Here is a 17,827-nt window from a genome sequence, read left to right as displayed (position 1 = left end):
GGCAAGGAGTTCGCGAAGCTTGGTGTCTGTCCATATATTGCGGCAATGTCTGGCTTGCTCGCAAAATATTGATTTTTCGATGTGCGGCGCCTGAGGGCGCCTTTTGGATGTCTGAGGCAGGTTGAATGGCTGAGATTGATCTCCTGATGAACGGTGGTGAGGCGGCGGATGCGCCGACATTTCTATTTGCCCATGGGGCCGGCGCCACAATGGACGCGCCGTTTATGGTGATGGTTGCTAAAGGTCTGGCCGCGCGGGGCATTCGGTTGGCGCGGTTTGAGTTTGAGTATATCGCGACGCGACGGCCAAATGGGTCAAATCGGCTCCCGCCGAATGGGGACATCCTGCAGCAGGAATACCGCAAGGCGATTGCGGCACTTTCATGTGACGGGCCATTGGTGATCGGCGGCAAGTCGATGGGGGGGGACGCGTTGCCAGCCTGATCGCGGACGATCTGTTTACCACGGGCGCGATCGGTGGGCTGCTATGTTTGGGCCATCCGTTTCATCCCCAAGGCAAGTCGGAAACGCTGCGCACCGCACATCTTGCGGGGCTGACTGTCCCCACGCTGATCTGCCAAGGCACTCGCGATCCTTTTGGGATTAAAGAAGACGTCGTGGCCTATGCGTTATCCAACAAATTCGACCTCTTTTGGGGGGCAGATGGTGACCACGACCTGAAGCCACGCAAGCGGGTCACGGGGCCGAGCCATGCCGCCAAGTTGAAGCGGGTGTGCAGTACGGGCGGCTGGATGGATCCAACAGCATCTCTGATCTGTTGCGGTGAACGGAAGAGGGTGAATTCGAGCGGAAACCGGACCTTCGCCGCGTTTTGAACCGACGGCGGCTTTTGGAAGCCTGTTGAATCCGACACTGCTCTGGATACGACAGAGTTGCCAATTGGACCGGTGGTCTATTCGTTGCCCGAATATGCAATCAGATCCGCGATCGTAAGGCTGTCATCTTTGCGTTCAAACGTTCGAATGTAGTCGACCATAGTGTGGGAATGCTCCCGCATCATGCCCTCGGCGCGCACAGCATCGCCTTTTTCGATTGCCTCGTAGATGACCTGATGCTGTGCGTTGCCAAGATGCAGCCTGAACAAACCCCGTTCGTTCAGGTTTGGCGACGTCGTCGTAGCGCGATCAAACACCATCGACCCGGCTGACAGCATCGGAAGGTGGCTAATCTGTTCGCAGGCATAGCTGACGTAGTCGTTGCCACAGGTGGCCAGAATGGTGGTGTGAAATGCCTTGTTGGCCACCTGCGCCTGGCGCTTGGCACTGTCACCAAACTCTCCGGCGCTCAAAAGCTTGTCGATGTCCTCGATGGCTTTTGCCATCTTTGGCAGGTGGTCCGCACGATCCTCGGCTTGAGCCATAAGGCGAGCGGCGAGGCTTTCCAAATGCCCGCGCACCTGCACAGCCTGAAGAACATCCTGCACCGTTGGCGCAAAAACCGTGTATCCGCGCCCCTCGCCGCGCCGCAGGAGTCGTTCGCGCTCAAGTATACGCAAGGCAAGGCGCACGGGTGTGCGTGACACATTATACGCCTCACAAAGGCGCGCTTCGGAGAGACGTTCCCCCTCGGTGTAGGCGCCCAAGATTATGTCTTGTCTGATTTGTGCTGCGAGTTCTGTGTCGATTGATTCCATGCTTTGTTGCACCACACTTGGGATCCCAAAGTCAACCATCCAGCGCCTCAAGCGACATCTCGTCGAATTTCATTCCAAAATGGATCCCAAAAATCAAGTAATTAGCCAGAATCGGCGTAATGTTGAAAATTTTTCTTGCTTTGGGATCCCAAAAAGATGTTCATAAAGCGACTCGAGGAGAGTTTCGGGGTTTTTGAGGTTTTTCGGTAGATTTAGGATCCCGAGCCTTGCCAGCCTTGATCAAAATGGGAGGACACTATGAAATTTTCACGTATCACAATGGCTGCCGCGCTTGCCGTCGGCCTTGGCGTTTCGGCACAGACTGCGTCAAGCGAAGAGCTGACGGTTGCCACTTTCCTACCGCCACAACACCACACAAACACGGGCATGTTTGCATGGTTCGCGGAAGAAATCGAAAAGCGGTCCGGTGGATCGTTGACGATGAAACTTTACCCTGCAGGCCAACTTGGCGCAGGTCCGGTGCAGCAGTACAAACGCGCGGTCGAAGGCGTGGCTGACATCACCTTTGGCGTATCCGGCTACACGCCTGCGCTGTTCCCGAAAACGATGATGGGTATTCTGCCTGGCACCGCAGTGAATGCGGATCAATCGACCCGTGCGATATGGGGAATCTATGACGATCACCTTGCCGACGAATATGAAGACGTCAAAGTTCTGGCCATCGGCACAGTGGCAGGCAACCTGTTTGCGGCCACCCGCGATGTCTCCACCATGGAAGGCCTCAAGGGCGCCAAGGTTGTTCCCTACGCGTCCATGACCACACCGATTATCGAAGCACTTGGCGCAGTCCCGGTCCAGATGCCTGTGACAGAGATGTACACCGGCTTGTCCACGGGCACGATTGACGCAACAACCGCGTCTTACAACAACATCACCGCTCCTTGGAATTTCTCGGACGTCTCCACCTATGTCGTTGAAAACATTCCAGCAAGCTTTGCCGTGACCTATGCGGTCATGAACAAGGAACGCTACATGGGCCTATCGGACGAGCATCGCGCAATCATCGATGAGGTGGCGGGGCTGCCGATGTCGCTTGAGCTGGCAAAGTCTTTTGACGGTGCGGATGCGCGCTCCAAGAAGATGATCGAAGAAGATCAGGCAAAGAAGTACGAATGGGTTGTCGTATCCGATGCGGAACGCGCCAAGATGGATGCTGCTGTTGCACTGGGCTTGGAAGAAATCTTCACGGATTACGAAGGCCGCGGCATCGCCAGCGTCCGTGAGATCTACAAGGCTCTGAACCCGTAAGCGTCCAAGCGCCTAACGGCCGCTTGCCTTCCAAACAGGTCCGGCTTTGCCTCCTGGCTCCAAAGAGCCGGATCTGTTCCACCTGACCGCAAATCTAGTATTGTTGGAGTTGTCTGAAATGGCAGTGATCACGCCGACCAACACATCCGTGCAAGAATTGAACGGCCTTCATCTGTATCACGGTGATATGTCGAACTGTTCGATGCGTGTGCGGATGACCCTGATCGAAAAGGGTCTGGATTGGACCAGCCATCACATCGATCTGAAGAAAAAGGAAAACATCTCAGAGGAGTACTTTGGGATCAATCCAAACGGCCTTGTCCCGACATTGGTGCACGACGGTGTTGTTCACATCGAATCCAACGACATCATTGACTATCTGGACAACACTTTTCCGCACCCGTCGTTGCGGGCACTCGATAACAACGCCGAGATGATGGAATGGCTGCATCTCGCCGCCGCTATTCACCTGCCAGCGATCAAGCCCTACGTCTACGCAACCAAGATCGCCAAACACCTCAAAAAGACGCGGGAAGAACAGGCACAATACGACGCGCTTCAAGCCAACGACGACCTCAAAGAGTTCCATGCAAAGCACAAGGGGAGCCGCCAGTTCAGTGACGAAGATGTCGGCAAAGCACAAGCGATCCTTGCCGAGTGTCACGTCAAACTGGAAACAGCCCTACAAGGGCAGGACTGGATCATGGGCGAACAGTTCACGCTCGCCGATATATCCTGGATCCCGCTATATCACGTGCTTTTGGGGTGCGGATACGCCTACGACACATACCCGAACATCCAACGCTGGGCAGCTGCCCTTCAGGAGAAGCCAAGCTTTCAGCAAGGTGTCCTGAAATGGTGCCCGGATTTCTCCAAAGTTTGACTGTTGGAGAAGGAAAAAGAGACATGAAAGAACAATCGAACATACCGAAACCGATCGAATTTCTGGATAGAGGCTTGATCTGGACGTCCCTGATTTTCGGCGGTTTAACGCTGGTGTTCATGACCGCCTTTTCGGTCTGGAACGTGCTGATAATGCGAAAGGCGTTGAATTCCCCCGTCTTGGGGGCCGAGGACCTATTAATCCTGTCGCTCGTGGTGATCGTAGCCTTTTCGATCCCTCTGGGCGCCCGCACCGGTGCGCATATCGAAATCGAAGTGCTGGAGTCCCAAATGTCCGCGAGATTTGCGAAATGGTCGATGATCTTTGTGAAGCTGCTGGGCGTTGGGCTGCTGATCGTTACGTCATGGCGGCTATGGCACGCGGCTGGTACAGCTCAGAAGTTTGGCGAAACCACCCAGCAATTGCTGATCTCTTACCAGCCGTTTTATTATCTCCTGTCCATATCTGCGGGCCTTTATGCGATCGTTGTGTGCCTCGATATCTGGCAGATGCTGCGTTCAGGGCGTGTACAGTACCTTCACGTCGGCGGGGGTGCGCTATGATCAGCATGACACTTCTGGGCCTCTTTGGGCTATTGGCGCTCTTTGTCCTGCTCGCCCTGCGCATGCCAGTTGCACTTTCTATGCTTGGCGTCGGATTCGTGGGAACCGTGATTGCCAATGCCAACAAATTCATTGGCGTGGGCATGGCCGAAGATCAGGCATGGGCCCGCGGGCTCAAAATCGCCTACTCCAACCTTGCGGGCGAGACCTTTGAGGCGGCTTCCAACTACAACTTGTTGGTGATCCCCATGTTTGTCCTGATGGGCAATCTGGCGGGCGTGTCCGGCATGTCCAACGACCTGTTTGCCGCCGCCTATCGTTGGATGGGGCATTTGCGGGGCGGTTTGGCCTCAGCCACAATTGCGGCCTGCGCCGGTTTTGCCGCCCTGTCCGGCTCCTCGCTGGCTTCCGCGGTCACAATGGGCCGCGTCGCCCTGCCGGAAATGAAACGCTACAAATATGCCGATAGCCTGGCCACCGGGTCCGTTGCCGCAGGTGGAACGCTTGGGTTCCTGATCCCGCCCTCCGGTGGCATGATCATCTATGCGGTCCTGACCGAGCAAAGCATCGGTCGCCTGTTTATGGCCGGCGTATTCCCCGGTATCATTCTGACTCTCCTTTTCATCGGGGCCATCCACCTCGTTGTGACAAGACGCCCGGACGCCGGCCCGCGTGGGCAAAAGTTTGGGCGCAGCGAACGCTTGGCCTCTCTCTGGCGCGCCATGCCCATTCTTGGTGTCGTGCTGGTGACCATCGGCGGCATGTACACGGGCTTTTTCACACCGGTTGAAGCCTCCTCTGTGGGCGCGTTCTTCACCTTTCTTGTGGCGGCGTGGCGCAAATCTCTGGATTGGCGCGCAACCAAGGCTGTCGTGCTTGAAACCATGAACGCCACAGCAACCGTGTTCATGATCATTATCGGTGCCTTTGTGTTTATTCCGTTCATGTCACTGACCGAATTGCCCGCGCAAATGGTGACGATCCTCACATCGCTGCCCATCGGTGATCTCGGCATCCTGCTGGTGATCGTGGTGATTTACATGTTCCTCGGCATGTTCCTTGAAGCCATGGCGATGCTGGTTTTGACCATTCCGGTGGTCATTCCAATCGCGATTGCACTGGATTGGAACCTGATCTGGTTTGGCATCATTGTGGTGATCGTGCTCGAAATGGGCATGATCAGCCCGCCAGTGGGGATCAACGTCTTCATCGTGAAATCTATCGCCCCTGATGTGCCTATGGCCGAAATTTTTCGCGGCATCTGGCCGTTCTGGTTCGCCATGGTCGCGATGATCGGCCTTCTCATTCTTTTCCCGCAAATTGTGCTGTTCCTGCCCGAAAAAGTCGTCGGCGGATAGCACCACTTGGAGAGTTCTTATGAACAAAGCAACAGACATCAAAACCCTCCGCCATTTCATAGCGGGCGATTGGGCCGACGCCGAAAGCGGCGCAACTTTCGACGTCCTAAACCCGCTGGATGACAGCCTCTATTGCCACGCAGCGCGCGGCACGGGTGGTGACATGCAAAAAGCAGTGGGCGCGGCCAAAGCTGCCTTTGCACCCTACCGCAACACCCTGCCCAAGGACCGGGAGCTCTGGCTTCTGCGGGTTGCCGAAATCATGGAGGCCCGCAAAGGCCAACTCCTTGATTGCCTAATCGACGAAATCGGCTCGCCTTTTCAAAAGGCCATGTTTGAGTTTGAGAAATCATTGACGATGGTGCGCGCGGCCGCTGGCATGTGCAGAAATGTGCGCGGCGAAACCATCCCCTCGGATGCGCCTGGCAAGTTTTCTATGTCGGTGCGCGAACCCTTGGGCGTCGTTGCTGTCATTACCCCGTTCAACGTGCCGCTCATCAAAACGTCACGGCTGGTTTGCAACGCCCTGGCTCTGGGCAACACGGTCGTGCATTTGCCCTCCGAAATGGCGCCCCACCTCTCCGTCCTGTTTGCCGAAATCGTTGCAGAGGCCGGCGTTCCGGCGGGCGTATACAACGTGGTGACAGGCCTCGGAGCCGAAATCGGCGATGACCTGACAAGCCACAAGGACGTGGATTTTGTCACCTTCACAGGCTCTTCCTTGATCGGTCAGCACATCAGCGAGATTTGCGCAAAGAACAAAACGCCAAGCACGCTCGAACTCGGTGGGAAAAGTCCTACGGTGATCTTGGCTGACGTGGACCTGGATGAGGTGATGCCTCTTGCCGCACGCTCCATCTTTATGTTTGGCGGTCAGGCCTGCATCGGGTCCAGTCGATTTTATGTCGAACGGCCTTTGTATGACGACTTCGTCAAGCGGTTCTCAATGGTGGCAGGCAAAGTCGGCATGGGCGATCTGCGTGATCCAAACACCGTGATTGCACCGATTATTTCAGAGCGGCAGCGCGCCCGCGTGCGCAACCATATCGCCGACGCGGTGGCCAAGGGCGCGACGGTCGCTGCTGGGGGTGAATGGGAAGGCAACCGCTGCCAGCCGACACTGTTGACCGATGTAAGCGATGACATGACGGTATGCAGGTCGGAAACCTTCGGCCCTGTGTCGTCAATCTATCCGATCGACAGCTATGAAGAGGGGCTTGCGAAAGCCAACGATACAGATTTCGGCCTGTCCTCTGCGATCTTCACGAAAGACATCGACAAAGCCTTCCATTTCGCGCGCAATATTGGCGCGGGGATGTGCCACATCAACGGCCCTACCATCCATGATGAGGCGCATGTGCCGTTTGGCGGCAACGGTGAATCCGGTGTTGGGCGGGAAGGTACCGATGCTGACATGGAAGCAATGACAGAACTCAAATGGATTACGGTGCAGCTATGACCTTCACGCTTTATCATCATGGATCTTCGGTCTGCGCGGCCAAGGTGCGTTTTGCCATGGCGCAAAAAGGCCTCGACTGGGAGGGTGTCTACATCGACATTCTCAAAGGCGAGCAGTTTGATCCCGAGTACATGAAACTCAATCCCAAGGCGGTTGTTCCGACGCTGACAGATGACGGAACCGTCATCGTGGATAGCACGGTTATCTGCGAATACCTTGACCGAATCGCGCCTAAAACAAGCCTGCATCCGAGTGATCCTTGGGGCCATGCACAGGTGCGATACTGGACCAAGGCGGTAGACGAGGATTTGCACCCGGCCTGTGGCGCTATGACCTTTGTTTGTTCGCATCGGCACACGGTTTTGAAGAATCTGGGTGAGGAAGGCGTAAAAAAGTTTCTTGCATCCACGCCCCCAATGTCGGTCACGTCGAATTGGAAAGACCTGAAAGACGGCTACACCCGATATGGGTTTGACGCACCCGGCGCGACCGAGAAGGTCAAGCTTTACGACAGCTACCTTTTCAAGATGGAAAAGGCGCTGGAGGGCAATGATTGGCTGGTTGGCAATGCCTTCTCCATAGCGGACGTCGCGCTCACACCTTACGTGAACCGATTGGCGATGATGTCGATGCGCGGCATGTGGGAAAACGGCCGACTGCCCAACGTTGCAAAATGGATTGCCCGGATCGAGGCCCTGCCGAATTTCAAGCCGTGCCTGATTGACTGGGTACCCAAAGACCTGACCAATGATCTGAGAGACAATGGCGCCAAAAGTTGGCCCGAGGTTGCCAAGATTCTGGAAATCGAAATTTGACACGAGAGGACAAACCAATGGGACGTTTGCAAGGAAAAACCGCTGTCATCACCGGCGCCGCGCGTGGAATCGGGGCCGTGATGGCCAAACGCATGGCCGAAGAAGGCGCCAATGTTGTGGTGGCCGATGTACTGGACACAGCCGATACCGTGGCCGAGATCACCAAAGCCGGCGGATCTGCGATTGGTCAAAACGTTGATGTCACCTCCGATGACGACATCGCGGCGATGGTCGAGGCGACTGAAAAGGAATTCGGCGCGCTGGATGTTTTGGTCAACAACGCATCGATTTTTGCGGCGCTGCAGCCCAAGCCGTTCCTGCAAATCGACAATGACGAGTTCGACAAGGTAATGACAGTGAACGCGCGCGGCGTGCACCAAATGACCAAAGCTGTCGTCCCTGCGATGATGCGGGCCGGACACGGAAAAATCGTCAACATCGCCTCCGGTACTTTCTACTATGGGCCTCCGGGGCTGTCTCACTACACCGCCTCAAAGGGGGCCGTAATTGCGTTGACCCGTTGCTATGGGCGTGAACTTGGCGACAAGAACATTCAGGTGAACGCCATCGCGCCCGGCCTGACCGAAAGCGAGGCGTTGCAGGGCCACACCGGCTTTGATCCCGCGCGCGGGCCGACGGTGCAGTCGCGCTCGATCAAACGCGAAATGCTCCCCGAGGATCTCTTGGGGTCACTGATGTATCTGATCACGCCCGACAGCAATTTTGTCACCGGCCAGACGTTGAACGTCGACGGCGGAAAGGTGAATCTCTGAGCCATGTCAAAGCGCTATTCACACGTTCCACCAGGTGGCGGCGCGGACTACGACTGGTCCGCGGATCACACATATGTCAAGGTTTCCGCCGCCGACACCGGTGGCCAGTACACCTTGATGGAAGACAACCTGAAGGCCCATTTTGCGCTGGGCCTTCATATGCATCGCTATCATGCCGAAACCTTCTATATTCTGGAAGGAGAGGTGGATTTTTTCGTGGACGGCGATTGGTTAACGGCTGGCCCAGGCACTTGTTTGCACGTGCCTCCGGGTATTGAACATGCCTGCACGCTGGCAAACGGATGTACAGCGGGCCGCATGCTGATGATCTATCAGCCATCCGGATTTGACGGCTACCTTTCGGAACTGGCGCAGATGACTGAGGCCGATTTTGAAGATCAAGCAAAGATGGATGCGCTGAACCATAAATACGACATCGTAAACATCGGCCCAGTGCCAGAAAGAGATGGATCGTGACCCGCTCTGCAACAACTACAATCCACAGCACCAAGGCCGGCAGCTACCTTCAGCAGCTTTGCAAACATTTCGGCCACAAGGTCGAGGCTGACTTCACCCCCAATAGTGGGTGGATCAAGTTTGGTTTTGGCAGAGCTGACCTCAGCGCTGAGCCCGACTGCTTGAAGATGACAGCGACGTCAGACGACCCGCAGGCACTGGCAACGCTAAAACAGGTGTTGGCCTCTCACTTGGAACGGTTCGCGTTTCGCGAAGACTTGAGAATTGATTGGAAAGAGTGACCATGGCAAAATTGGGTGAAGACATCATCGGCACCAGCGGCGTGCCGCCCTTTTTCAAACTGACGAATGCTGATGACGTGGCCATCGACGCGCCAGAGAACCGCAAAGGTGACGCGCTGCGCACGTGGGTGCGATCGTTGTCAGGGTTTCAGAAAGAAGCCTTGGTGCGCTCTGCCAAAACCGGCGACACATGGCGGCTGGTTTCAGACGAAGGCCCGTATCTGAACGGACACGACGCGGCCCCATGCCCTTTGGCGTTTTTGTCGACAGGAATGGTCGCGAGCTACATGAATGAGATTGTCGCCTTGGCCAAGATGCAAGGTGTCGAGATCCGCAAGCTCAAGCTCGTTCAGGATAACTATTACACAATGAAGGGCTCGATGCCCAAACGAACGATGGTGGGCGGCGCGGAGCCCGTAGAATTGCAGGTAGAGATTGACTGCGATCTGGACGATGGCGCGCTGAACACACTTTTGATGAATGCGGTTCATGCCTCCCCCCTGAACGGGTTGATGCGCGGGCAACTCGAAAGCCTGTTCAAACTGGGCAAAAACGGACAGGAATTGCCGACCGCCAAAGTTGTCGAACTGGATGGCCCGCTGTTTCCCGATCCCGGCGACCATTTTTCTAAAGCCACACCACAGGCCCCCGATCTTTCCTTGATGGCACCTGTAGGCCTGACCCCCAAGAAGGAAGTTGCAAAAGGTACGGCGGCGGGCGCATCGTCGCTGTCAGATGAACAGGACCGGCGTCTGAATATTGGTGCAGTTGCCGAATTGCGCGAAGATGGGATCAAGGACATCCAGCAAATGCAGTATTCGCCGTACGGCACATCGTTTCGGTTTCTGTCCTCCGAAGATGGTCGGGCACCGGATGCCGCCACATTGATCAGCGCCGGCATAGGGTTCTGTTTCATGACCCAATTTGGGCGTTTCGTATCGATGCTGAAACTGGACCTCCCGGATTATCGCATCGTTCAGGATACGCATTTTTCACTGGGCGGCGCCAGCGGCGGCACGGGCAAGGCCGGTGAGGCCGATCCAATCGAGACGCATGTGTATCTGGAAACCAGCGAGAGCGATGCAGTCGCCCAAGAGATGCTCGACATCTCTGAACAGACTTGCTTTCTGCATGCCTTCTGCCGCACAGACCTCAAGACCAAGCTCAAAATTGTGCGCCTATAAGCCACTCTGCCATTCAACACACTCGGCCCGCCCTTGCGCAAGAAATTGCGCAGGGCTGGAAGCTACAGGCATTACAGCGGCCGGACGCTCGGACTTGCGACCTTAGCAATCGCTGCGCCAGGCTTGCACCGCATCTCAGAGGCGTTGATCGAAAGCTCAACGCCACGCGGCGCCGCTACAGAGGAAACGCCACATAATCAAACCAACCAGATGACCTACATACTCGCTTAATTTCGGCAGACTCTGAATCCCAAACCTGTTGCTTGATTGTGCCGGCCGAAGCCCCGGAAAAAGATTGTGCCAGAAATGATTCAAGAGTCGATAGTCGCGCGCACTCTGAACTCATGCGAAGCCTCGCGAGCGATTTGACTTATCTTGTTCCGAGATTGCACCACAAACCTCAAAAAGTGGTCTGGCAACGTCTTGCCCAACCTTGGATGATCGAAAACAAAGCGAGGCTTTTGAACTATAGCTCTGTAGGAGCCGCAGCGCAGCGAAACTGAAGCCCGCGAATGGCTGCTTTGGGCCTAAATCGACACTCGATCCCTCTGCTAAAATCACTTTCTTCAAACATTTAAAGGGAGCAACAACTCTGCTATCCGGCTTCTCAACCATAGGTGTGGCGGACTCTCAGAAAACCGCCGGTGCCAAATCAGAACCAAGCGGGCCGGATCCACAGGGATCGGGGGCTCAAACACATTCAGATTTGCTGATTGTGCTATGCGATGTGCCAACGCGGATGGAAGCAAGGCGATGAGGTCCGAACCGGCGACGGCGCGGTACACTCCAGAGAAAACTGGCAGGGTCATTGCCACACTACGTTCGCGCCCGATCCTCGCAAGGGCCTCATCCCCAAGGCCTTTAGGATTGCCTTCGGTTGAAAACAGGACATGCCCTAAGTCACAGAAGAGGTCGAGCGGCATGACATCGCCTGGTGCAAGCGCAAGCTCTGTTGTCCTTGGATGCGCCTTCCTGGCAATGACAGAGAAGGAAGAGCTGAATACAGGTTGGCCTTCTGCCCAGTCGGGCAACGGTGTTTCAGGGAGCAAAGCAAAATCCACGTCGTGGTTTTCCAATGTGCCCACACGATCGTCTGGCACAAGGTCAACAAGGTGAACGCGCAGCGAAGGAGCATGTGCTGTCAAATATTCGGCCAATGCTGGCAGGAGCATTTCGGCAAAGAAGTCGCTGCCTGAAATCCGAAAACTGTGTTCTGCGGTCGCGGGGTCGAACGCATCCTGTGCGTGGATCAGCGCTTCGACGCGGCTTAGAATGTCTTGGAGGGGTTCTTTAAGTGAGAGGGCGAACTCTGTCGCTTCGAGTTTCTGTCCGCTCCGAAAGAACAACTCGTCGCCGAGAGACAGGCGAAGCCTCTTTAGCGCTCCGGATACGGCTGGCTGGGACAGGCCCAAACGCGCGCCGGCCCTAACGGTTGAATGCTCAATCAGCAGCGCATCGAGCACACGCAGAAGATTCAGATCGAAACTGGATAAATTCCCCATACCGATTGATATTATACAATCTATCGATTTAACAGATTAATTTGACGCGAGTAGCCTTAAATCAGTTCCAACAATCAGCCCAAGGAGGCCCAAAATGCTGAATCGCCCGCGTACCTATAATGTTCTAAACATACTCATGAAGTTCCATGCTTTTCCGTCCGAGACGATGGACAAGTTCTGCTTTGTCGAATGCCTTGTCCCGGTTGGAGCCGGTGCGCCCCCCAATCACCACGCAGGCGAGACGGAGTCGTTCTATGTCATCGATGGGCAGATTGGTTTCATGATCGATGGCAAAGAAGTCCTGGCTTGCTCAGGCGATCACGTTGCAATTCCCGATGGGGCCGTTCACGCTTTCCAGGCTGTCGGAAACAAGCCGGCCCGCCTCTTGATCATCAACGCGCCCGGACACATGCACGACAAGTTTTTCACCGAAATCGGACATCCCCTTCCCGAGGGCCAAACCGAACTGCCGCAACCCAGTGAGCCGGATATTCCGTCAGTGTTGTCCGTCGCTGAGAAAGTTGGCATGACGTTTGTGGCTCCTGCCGAACAGCCAGCTTGACGCGAACCGGAAAGCTTAAGCGGCACATGTTTGAGACGCTCACAGCGCCCGCACCTGAACCGCCCAGACACGGTAGCGTTGGCTTGGCTTAAGTCCCGGTCATCGCGTAGGTGAGTATGCTCTACGATGAATGAACGGCCTGTTCGGGGACGCTGCAGCGCGGAGACGGACTGTCTGTTGAATGTCTCCTGTGGGCCGTGCGCGTGACTTTGACAATCCCGTTTTTTGCGCATTGACGCAATTTGACGTTGGCGCAGCGGCAGTCGTTCGGGTTCCGAGGACATCAAAGGCGGTGCGGCAATTCGGTGATAAATTGCCTGGTCCGCGTCGGGTTGCAGTTTCCCCGGACCGACCGTTCAACAACCTGCGCAGCATTGGTTTGGCCAGATGACGGCTGAGCGGGACGAAACGGACCTATGTTGGTTCACATCGAATGTCAGCTTCAATCGGGGCCGAAACAATATCGATGGAGACAAGCGGCTGAACCGAGTAATGCTGAACGGATAGGAGTAACGGAGATTGCAATGCGCCTGATGACCACCGCCTTAGCCTTGATCTTAGTCCCAAACGGGATTTTACTCGCAGAGACATACGACGTGGATGTCTGGGCAGATAACTGGTTTGAAATGCGGGTGAACGGTAAACAGGTCGCCGAAGACAGCGTTCCCATCACTATGGAACGGTCATTTAACGCCGAAAGTTTCTCCTTCGAGGCGGAAAAGCCATTCATCATCGGCGTCGTCGCCAAAGATTTCAAAGAGAACGACACGGGGCTGGAGTACATTGGCACCCGCCGCCAGCAAATGGGGGATGGCGGCGTCATTCTTCAGATAAGGAATGCCTCAGGCAAGACGGTCGTGGTCAGCAATGACCTCTGGCAATGCCAGGTCATTCATACTGGGCCGCTGGACAAGTCCTGTGAAAACGAGAGCAATCCGGTTGCAGGCGAAGTTCCCTGTGGGTTTGAAGCCTCAGACGAACCCGATGGGTGGGACATGTCTGGCTTTGATGCCTCGGACTGGGCGCAAGCAAGCGTTTACACCGCCGCCGAGGTGGATCCAAAATTTGGATATGACGAAATCGAATGGGACGTTGATGCCCAGTTGATTTGGGGTCCTGATCTCGAACAAAGCAACACCGTCCTTTGCCGCCTTTCAGTCGAATAATCAACGCGTTGAACACAAGGATAACTCACATGCTCAAACCAGCCACCGTCTTTGTTGCCTTGATGGCCGCGAACGGAGCCTATGCCGAAAACGTCGAGGTGTATGTCGTCGACATGCTCGATAACATCCAGAACGGATATTGCCTCGATATTGCGAAGGGGCGCGGGGCCGATGCCAACCCCGATGACGGAATGCAAGCGCACACATGCTATAGCCCATTAGGCGAAGTGCTTGTCGATCAGGCCTTTGACCCCGATCAGTTCGCGGATGGCGTGCTTTATATGCCTGAATTTGACGTTTGCGTGCAAGCGCCCTCGACTGATACAGGCGCCTCGGTTGAACTTGCCGCCTGTGACGGGTCCGATGCGCAAAGCTGGGCGTTTGATGGCGAAGGCACGATTACGCCGGCATCTGCGCCCGAAATGTGCCTGACACTGATCGGAGAAACCCGCACGGGTCGGAGCGACGAGAACCAGATGATCGCGCTAAAGCTGGCAACCTGTTCGAGCGACCTGACCCCGACCCAGACCTGGGCCAACCGCACCGCGGATTACTAAATTAAGCCGGGATTCGGACTTGTGGGCTCCCGGCAAACATCCCACCAATTATCACTGAAAGCAGCCATTCGGTCACCGCGCAGCATTCGCCACTTTGGGCTCAAACCGAATCTTCCCCGCATTCGGCCTAAAGTCCGCTTCTGGGATTGCTGAGACCAACACCAGATGCGGACATAGCCTGTTGTTTCCAAAGCGCCTTGCCGGTGTCTATGACAACGCTGCCGTCATCCGGATCATCGTCGGCCGGTCCGCCTCAAAGGCCCTGCTCAACGCATTCTGCAACTCTTCCAACGTCGCAGGCTCTGTCGCCAAACAGCCATAGCTTTCCGCCAATTTGCAGAAATCCGGGTTCAGCGCGACCACAGCATTGGGCGCAATCTGGCTTTCGACCATGCTGTCCTCGATTTCCTTGAGCTTGTGATTGTCCCACAACAAGATCGGGATCGGCAGCTTCATCTCCACTGCCGCGCCCAATTCCTGCACCGTATACTGGAACCCATAATCGCCTGCGATGCACACCGTCGGTTTGCCCCGTCGCGCCATCGCCCCGCCAATGGAGGCCGGCAACGCATAGCCCAGCGTGCCAAAACCCGTGGGGTGGTGCCAATGGCCCGCCCGGTCCAGATCCCAGACTTCTTTGGCGACATAGGCAAACTGCGTCATGTCGGAATAAATCATCGCATCTTGCGGCATTACATGCCGAAGCGCATCACAGATTGGCGCGATACCTGGCCGCTCCGCATCGCTTTCGGCACGGAACCGCGCTTTGGCCGCTGCAACCTCTTTTGCCACCCATTTTGGCGCGACGTCATTTTCTGGCATCGCGGCCTTTAGCGCCAATACAAAGGCAAACGCCTCCGTCTGCAACGTGGTGTCAGCCCGGTGCCGGTCCGCCAACACTTCGGGATCAATGTCCACCCGCACCAGACGTCCGGTGTGGCCCAACTCATCACGCCACAGATCGTTCTCGCTCAACTCTGTGCCAATCGCGATGACCAGATCGCTCTCGCCAATAATGCGTTTGCTTTCACCGCGCCCCAGATAAGTGCCAAAGCTCATTTCGTCATCAGATGCCAATAGGCCCGAGCCCGCATAGGTCATGAACGCAGCCGCACCGCTTCTGCGGAGCAACTGCCGCATATGAAGCCCCGCCGCCTGACCAGACGCCGCCAATCCACCGCCCAAGATGAACAGAGGCTTTTTGGCAGTCACCAGATCCTGCGCCACGCCTCGCACATCGCCCGCGGCAAACGCTGAATGGCTTTCCATTGCGCCTGGCCGCGCCTCTGGTGCCTCCGGCGCCATTGTGCCCAGCAAACCGATAGGCACCTGAATGTGCTTGGATCGTGGCCGCTGGCTTTCGAATTCGGTAAACGCCCGGTCAATCAAATCATAGGCCGCCCGAGCCGTGCGCGCCTCTTCCGACCAATCACAAACTGTCGCCGCCGCCGCACGCTGATCCTTCATCTGGTGAAGTTGGCCGCGATGGCCGACGTGCTCATCCAGACAGCTGGAAATCGTCAACACCGGCACACTGTCAGAGTAGGCCTGCCCCATCGGTGTCATGATATTGCACAGCCCCGGTCCGGTGATCACATAAGCCACCCCCGGCTTGCCACTGGCGCGCGCATAGCCATCCGCCATGAAACCCGCCCCTTGCTCGTGGCGCGCCAGAACATGGGTGATGCCAGCTTCCTCGATGCCGCGATACATCTCGACGTTATGCACACCCGGAATGCCAAAAATCACGTCCACACCGCGTGATTTCAACATATGCGAGATCTGCGCTCCCAAGGGGCGCATCGCTTCATCTTTTTGACCCATCAGGCCCTCCAGAATTGAATGGTAAATAGTACGTAGACTGCCAAAAGCTCCAGCCGGCCAATCAACATGCCCGCTGCCAAAAGCCATTTGGCCGAGTCGTTAAGCGTCGCAAAGTTGCCCGCGGGCCCGATGATATCCCCCAAACCCGGCCCGATGTTTGCCAATGCTGCCGCCGCGCCAGACAACGCGGTGGTGAAATCCAGCCCCGTCAGTCCCAGCAATACCGCCAAAAGCCCAAGTGACACGGTGAAGAACACAAAGAAGCTCATCACCGAACTCAGCACGTCATCTTCGATCTTGCGTCCCTGATAGGTCGCCATGAACACACCACTGGGGTGCTGAATTTTGCGGATCTGCACTTTGATCGACGCAAACAACAACTGGTAGCGAAAGACTTTGATCGAACAGGCTGTCGATCCCGCGCAGCCACCAATCAGGCCGGCGAAAAACAGCACCGAAACAGGGAACCCGCCCCACAACATATAATCCGCGCTGGCATAGCCGGTGCCGGTCATGATCGAGATCGAATTAAACAGCGCCTTGCGCACACCTTCCTCGGATCGAAGTCCCATCACCATGACCTGCCACAACGCAATCATGATGACGATGGAGGCCGCGACAAAGAAAAACGTCCGTATCTGACTGTCGAGAAACAGCGGTTTCGCACTTCCGGCAGTCAGTTGCACAAACCGCACAAACGGCAAGGCCGCAAGAAACATGAAAACAACTGCAACGTATTCCGTTCCCGCGCCGAAGGCCCCGAAAGAGGCGTCGTAATTTGCAAACCCACCTGTGGCGATGGTCGTCATCGCATGCACAAGCGAGTCAAATTTCCCCATGCCGGTGATCGCATACGCCATCGCACAAATGCCAGTCAGCGCGAGATAAATGATCGAAATCCGGCTGGAAATCTCTGTCGCACGCGGCAGAATTTTCCCAAGCGTATCAAAGCCTTCACTGCGGAAGATCTGCATCCCACCAACCCGCAGCTCCGGCAGGAACACCATTGCGACAACAATAATGCCAATGCCGCCCAGCCACTGCAGCAACCCGCGCCACAACAGGATCCCGCGTGGCAAATCCTCAAGGCCGGAAAACACCGTCGAGCCGGTGGTTGTCAGCCCTGACATGGCTTCAAAGAACGCATCCACCACCCGTGCCTCTGTGGCACCCAACACAAACGGCAGTGCGCCGAACATCGGCAACGCCAGCCAAACACCGGTCGTCAGCAGAAAGGTCTGTTGCAACGTCAGACGCGAGGCCCGCGCATTGTGGCAAGACAACGCCACAAGCCCGCCAATCAAAAACGAAATCAATCCACTGAAGAAAAACGCGCTCCAATGGGCTGCCCCGTCATAGAGATCAACCGCCATCGGCAACAGCATGGTCAGCCCAAGGCTGGCCACCAACATGCCAATCAAATATCCAACGGGTCTCAGGTCCAGCATGGCCGCAGGGTTGGCCGCACTCTTGGCCCCTGTCAAGCGTGATCCACGCCACC

General features: G+C 56.0%; 19 protein-coding genes. 15 read left to right on the top strand and 4 right to left on the bottom strand.

Annotation, left to right across the window (positions count from 1 at the left end; translation table 11 throughout):
- Positions 1-125: 125 nt before the first annotated feature.
- Together SHIM_RS20675 and SHIM_RS20670 are read left to right on the top strand one after the other, a co-directional pair.
- A complete protein-coding gene (locus SHIM_RS20675) occupies positions 126-443 on the top strand; it encodes an alpha/beta family hydrolase (RefSeq protein WP_206541363.1) in 318 nt (105 codons plus the stop codon).
- Positions 395-835 carry an alpha/beta family hydrolase gene (locus SHIM_RS20670; protein WP_342585516.1) on the top strand — a complete coding sequence of 147 codons (441 nt, stop codon included), beginning with the start codon at positions 395-397 and terminating at the stop codon, positions 833-835. The genes SHIM_RS20675 and SHIM_RS20670 overlap by 49 nt, the downstream gene beginning before the upstream one ends.
- Before the next feature lie 77 nt (positions 836-912).
- On the opposite strand, the gene SHIM_RS12175 is transcribed toward SHIM_RS20670, so the two are convergent.
- The gene (locus tag SHIM_RS12175) at positions 913-1,653 is read right to left on the bottom strand and encodes a GntR family transcriptional regulator (protein ID WP_193749913.1); all 741 of its coding nucleotides are present in this window, start codon (positions 1,651-1,653) and stop codon (positions 913-915) included.
- A gap of 258 nt (positions 1,654-1,911) precedes the next feature.
- Here SHIM_RS12175 and SHIM_RS12170 point away from each other — a divergent pair, with 258 nt between their 5' ends.
- From SHIM_RS12170 to SHIM_RS12125, 10 genes are all read left to right on the top strand, one after another.
- Positions 1,912-2,922: a TRAP transporter substrate-binding protein gene (locus SHIM_RS12170; RefSeq protein ID WP_082358381.1), complete on the top strand. Its 1,011-nt coding sequence runs from the start codon at positions 1,912-1,914 to the stop codon at positions 2,920-2,922.
- Between the two features lie 118 nt (positions 2,923-3,040).
- A complete protein-coding gene (locus SHIM_RS12165; RefSeq protein WP_054002895.1) occupies positions 3,041-3,805 on the top strand; it encodes a glutathione S-transferase family protein in 765 nt (254 codons plus the stop codon).
- A 23-nt stretch (positions 3,806-3,828) separates the two neighbouring features.
- The gene (locus SHIM_RS12160; protein ID WP_054002894.1) at positions 3,829-4,368 is read left to right on the top strand and encodes a TRAP transporter small permease; all 540 of its coding nucleotides are present in this window, start codon (positions 3,829-3,831) and stop codon (positions 4,366-4,368) included.
- Positions 4,365-5,726 carry a TRAP transporter large permease gene (locus tag SHIM_RS12155; protein ID WP_054002893.1) on the top strand — a complete coding sequence of 454 codons (1,362 nt, stop codon included), beginning with the start codon at positions 4,365-4,367 and terminating at the stop codon, positions 5,724-5,726. The genes SHIM_RS12160 and SHIM_RS12155 overlap by 4 nt, the downstream gene beginning before the upstream one ends.
- 19 nt (positions 5,727-5,745) lie before the next feature.
- Complete coding sequence (locus SHIM_RS12150) at positions 5,746-7,185, top strand: aldehyde dehydrogenase family protein (RefSeq protein ID WP_054002892.1); 1,440 nt, start codon at positions 5,746-5,748, stop codon at positions 7,183-7,185.
- On the top strand, positions 7,164-8,000 hold the full coding sequence (locus tag SHIM_RS12145; protein WP_054002891.1) for a glutathione S-transferase family protein: 837 nt from the start codon (positions 7,164-7,166) through the stop codon (positions 7,998-8,000). Before SHIM_RS12150 ends, SHIM_RS12145 begins: the two co-directional genes overlap by 22 nt.
- Before the next feature lie 17 nt (positions 8,001-8,017).
- Positions 8,018-8,773, top strand: a complete 756-nt coding sequence (locus SHIM_RS12140; RefSeq protein ID WP_054002890.1) for an SDR family NAD(P)-dependent oxidoreductase — start codon at positions 8,018-8,020, stop codon at positions 8,771-8,773.
- Positions 8,774-8,776: 3 nt separating this feature from the next.
- Positions 8,777-9,250, top strand: a complete 474-nt coding sequence (locus SHIM_RS12135; protein WP_054002889.1) for a cupin domain-containing protein — start codon at positions 8,777-8,779, stop codon at positions 9,248-9,250.
- The gene (locus SHIM_RS12130; protein ID WP_206541362.1) at positions 9,247-9,531 is read left to right on the top strand and encodes a DUF2218 domain-containing protein; all 285 of its coding nucleotides are present in this window, start codon (positions 9,247-9,249) and stop codon (positions 9,529-9,531) included. The genes SHIM_RS12135 and SHIM_RS12130 overlap by 4 nt, the downstream gene beginning before the upstream one ends.
- Before the next feature lie 2 nt (positions 9,532-9,533).
- Entirely contained in the window at positions 9,534-10,715 is a 1,182-nt protein-coding gene (locus SHIM_RS12125; protein ID WP_054002887.1) for an OsmC family protein, read from the top strand.
- A gap of 566 nt (positions 10,716-11,281) precedes the next feature.
- On the opposite strand, the gene SHIM_RS12120 is transcribed toward SHIM_RS12125, so the two are convergent.
- Positions 11,282-12,217 carry a LysR family transcriptional regulator gene (locus SHIM_RS12120; protein WP_054002886.1) on the bottom strand — a complete coding sequence of 312 codons (936 nt, stop codon included), beginning with the start codon at positions 12,215-12,217 and terminating at the stop codon, positions 11,282-11,284.
- Between the two features lie 94 nt (positions 12,218-12,311).
- Here SHIM_RS12120 and SHIM_RS12115 point away from each other — a divergent pair, with 94 nt between their 5' ends.
- From SHIM_RS12115 to SHIM_RS12105, 3 genes are all read left to right on the top strand, one after another.
- Complete coding sequence (locus SHIM_RS12115) at positions 12,312-12,779, top strand: cupin domain-containing protein (RefSeq protein ID WP_054002885.1); 468 nt, start codon at positions 12,312-12,314, stop codon at positions 12,777-12,779.
- Positions 12,780-13,303: 524 nt separating this feature from the next.
- Positions 13,304-13,945, top strand: coding sequence for a PEBP family protein (locus tag SHIM_RS12110; protein WP_054002884.1), 642 nt, complete (start codon positions 13,304-13,306; stop codon positions 13,943-13,945).
- 29 nt (positions 13,946-13,974) lie between these two features.
- Complete coding sequence (locus tag SHIM_RS12105; protein WP_054002883.1) at positions 13,975-14,502, top strand: RICIN domain-containing protein; 528 nt, start codon at positions 13,975-13,977, stop codon at positions 14,500-14,502.
- Positions 14,503-14,709: 207 nt separating this feature from the next.
- Here the strand turns inward: SHIM_RS12105 and SHIM_RS12100 are convergent, their stop codons facing one another.
- Both SHIM_RS12100 and SHIM_RS12095 read right to left on the bottom strand, forming a co-directional pair.
- A complete protein-coding gene (locus tag SHIM_RS12100) occupies positions 14,710-16,326 on the bottom strand; it encodes a 5-guanidino-2-oxopentanoate decarboxylase (protein WP_054002882.1) in 1,617 nt (538 codons plus the stop codon).
- Positions 16,326-17,774, bottom strand: a complete 1,449-nt coding sequence (locus SHIM_RS12095; protein ID WP_054002881.1) for a TrkH family potassium uptake protein — start codon at positions 17,772-17,774, stop codon at positions 16,326-16,328. Before SHIM_RS12095 ends, SHIM_RS12100 begins: the two co-directional genes overlap by 1 nt.
- Positions 17,775-17,827 lie beyond the last annotated feature (53 nt).

Source organism: Shimia sp. SK013 (assembly GCF_001292625.1).
GTDB lineage: Bacteria > Pseudomonadota > Alphaproteobacteria > Rhodobacterales > Rhodobacteraceae > Shimia.
Note: the sequence above shows the minus strand (reverse complement) of the source record. Positions and strands in the feature narration are given on the sequence as shown.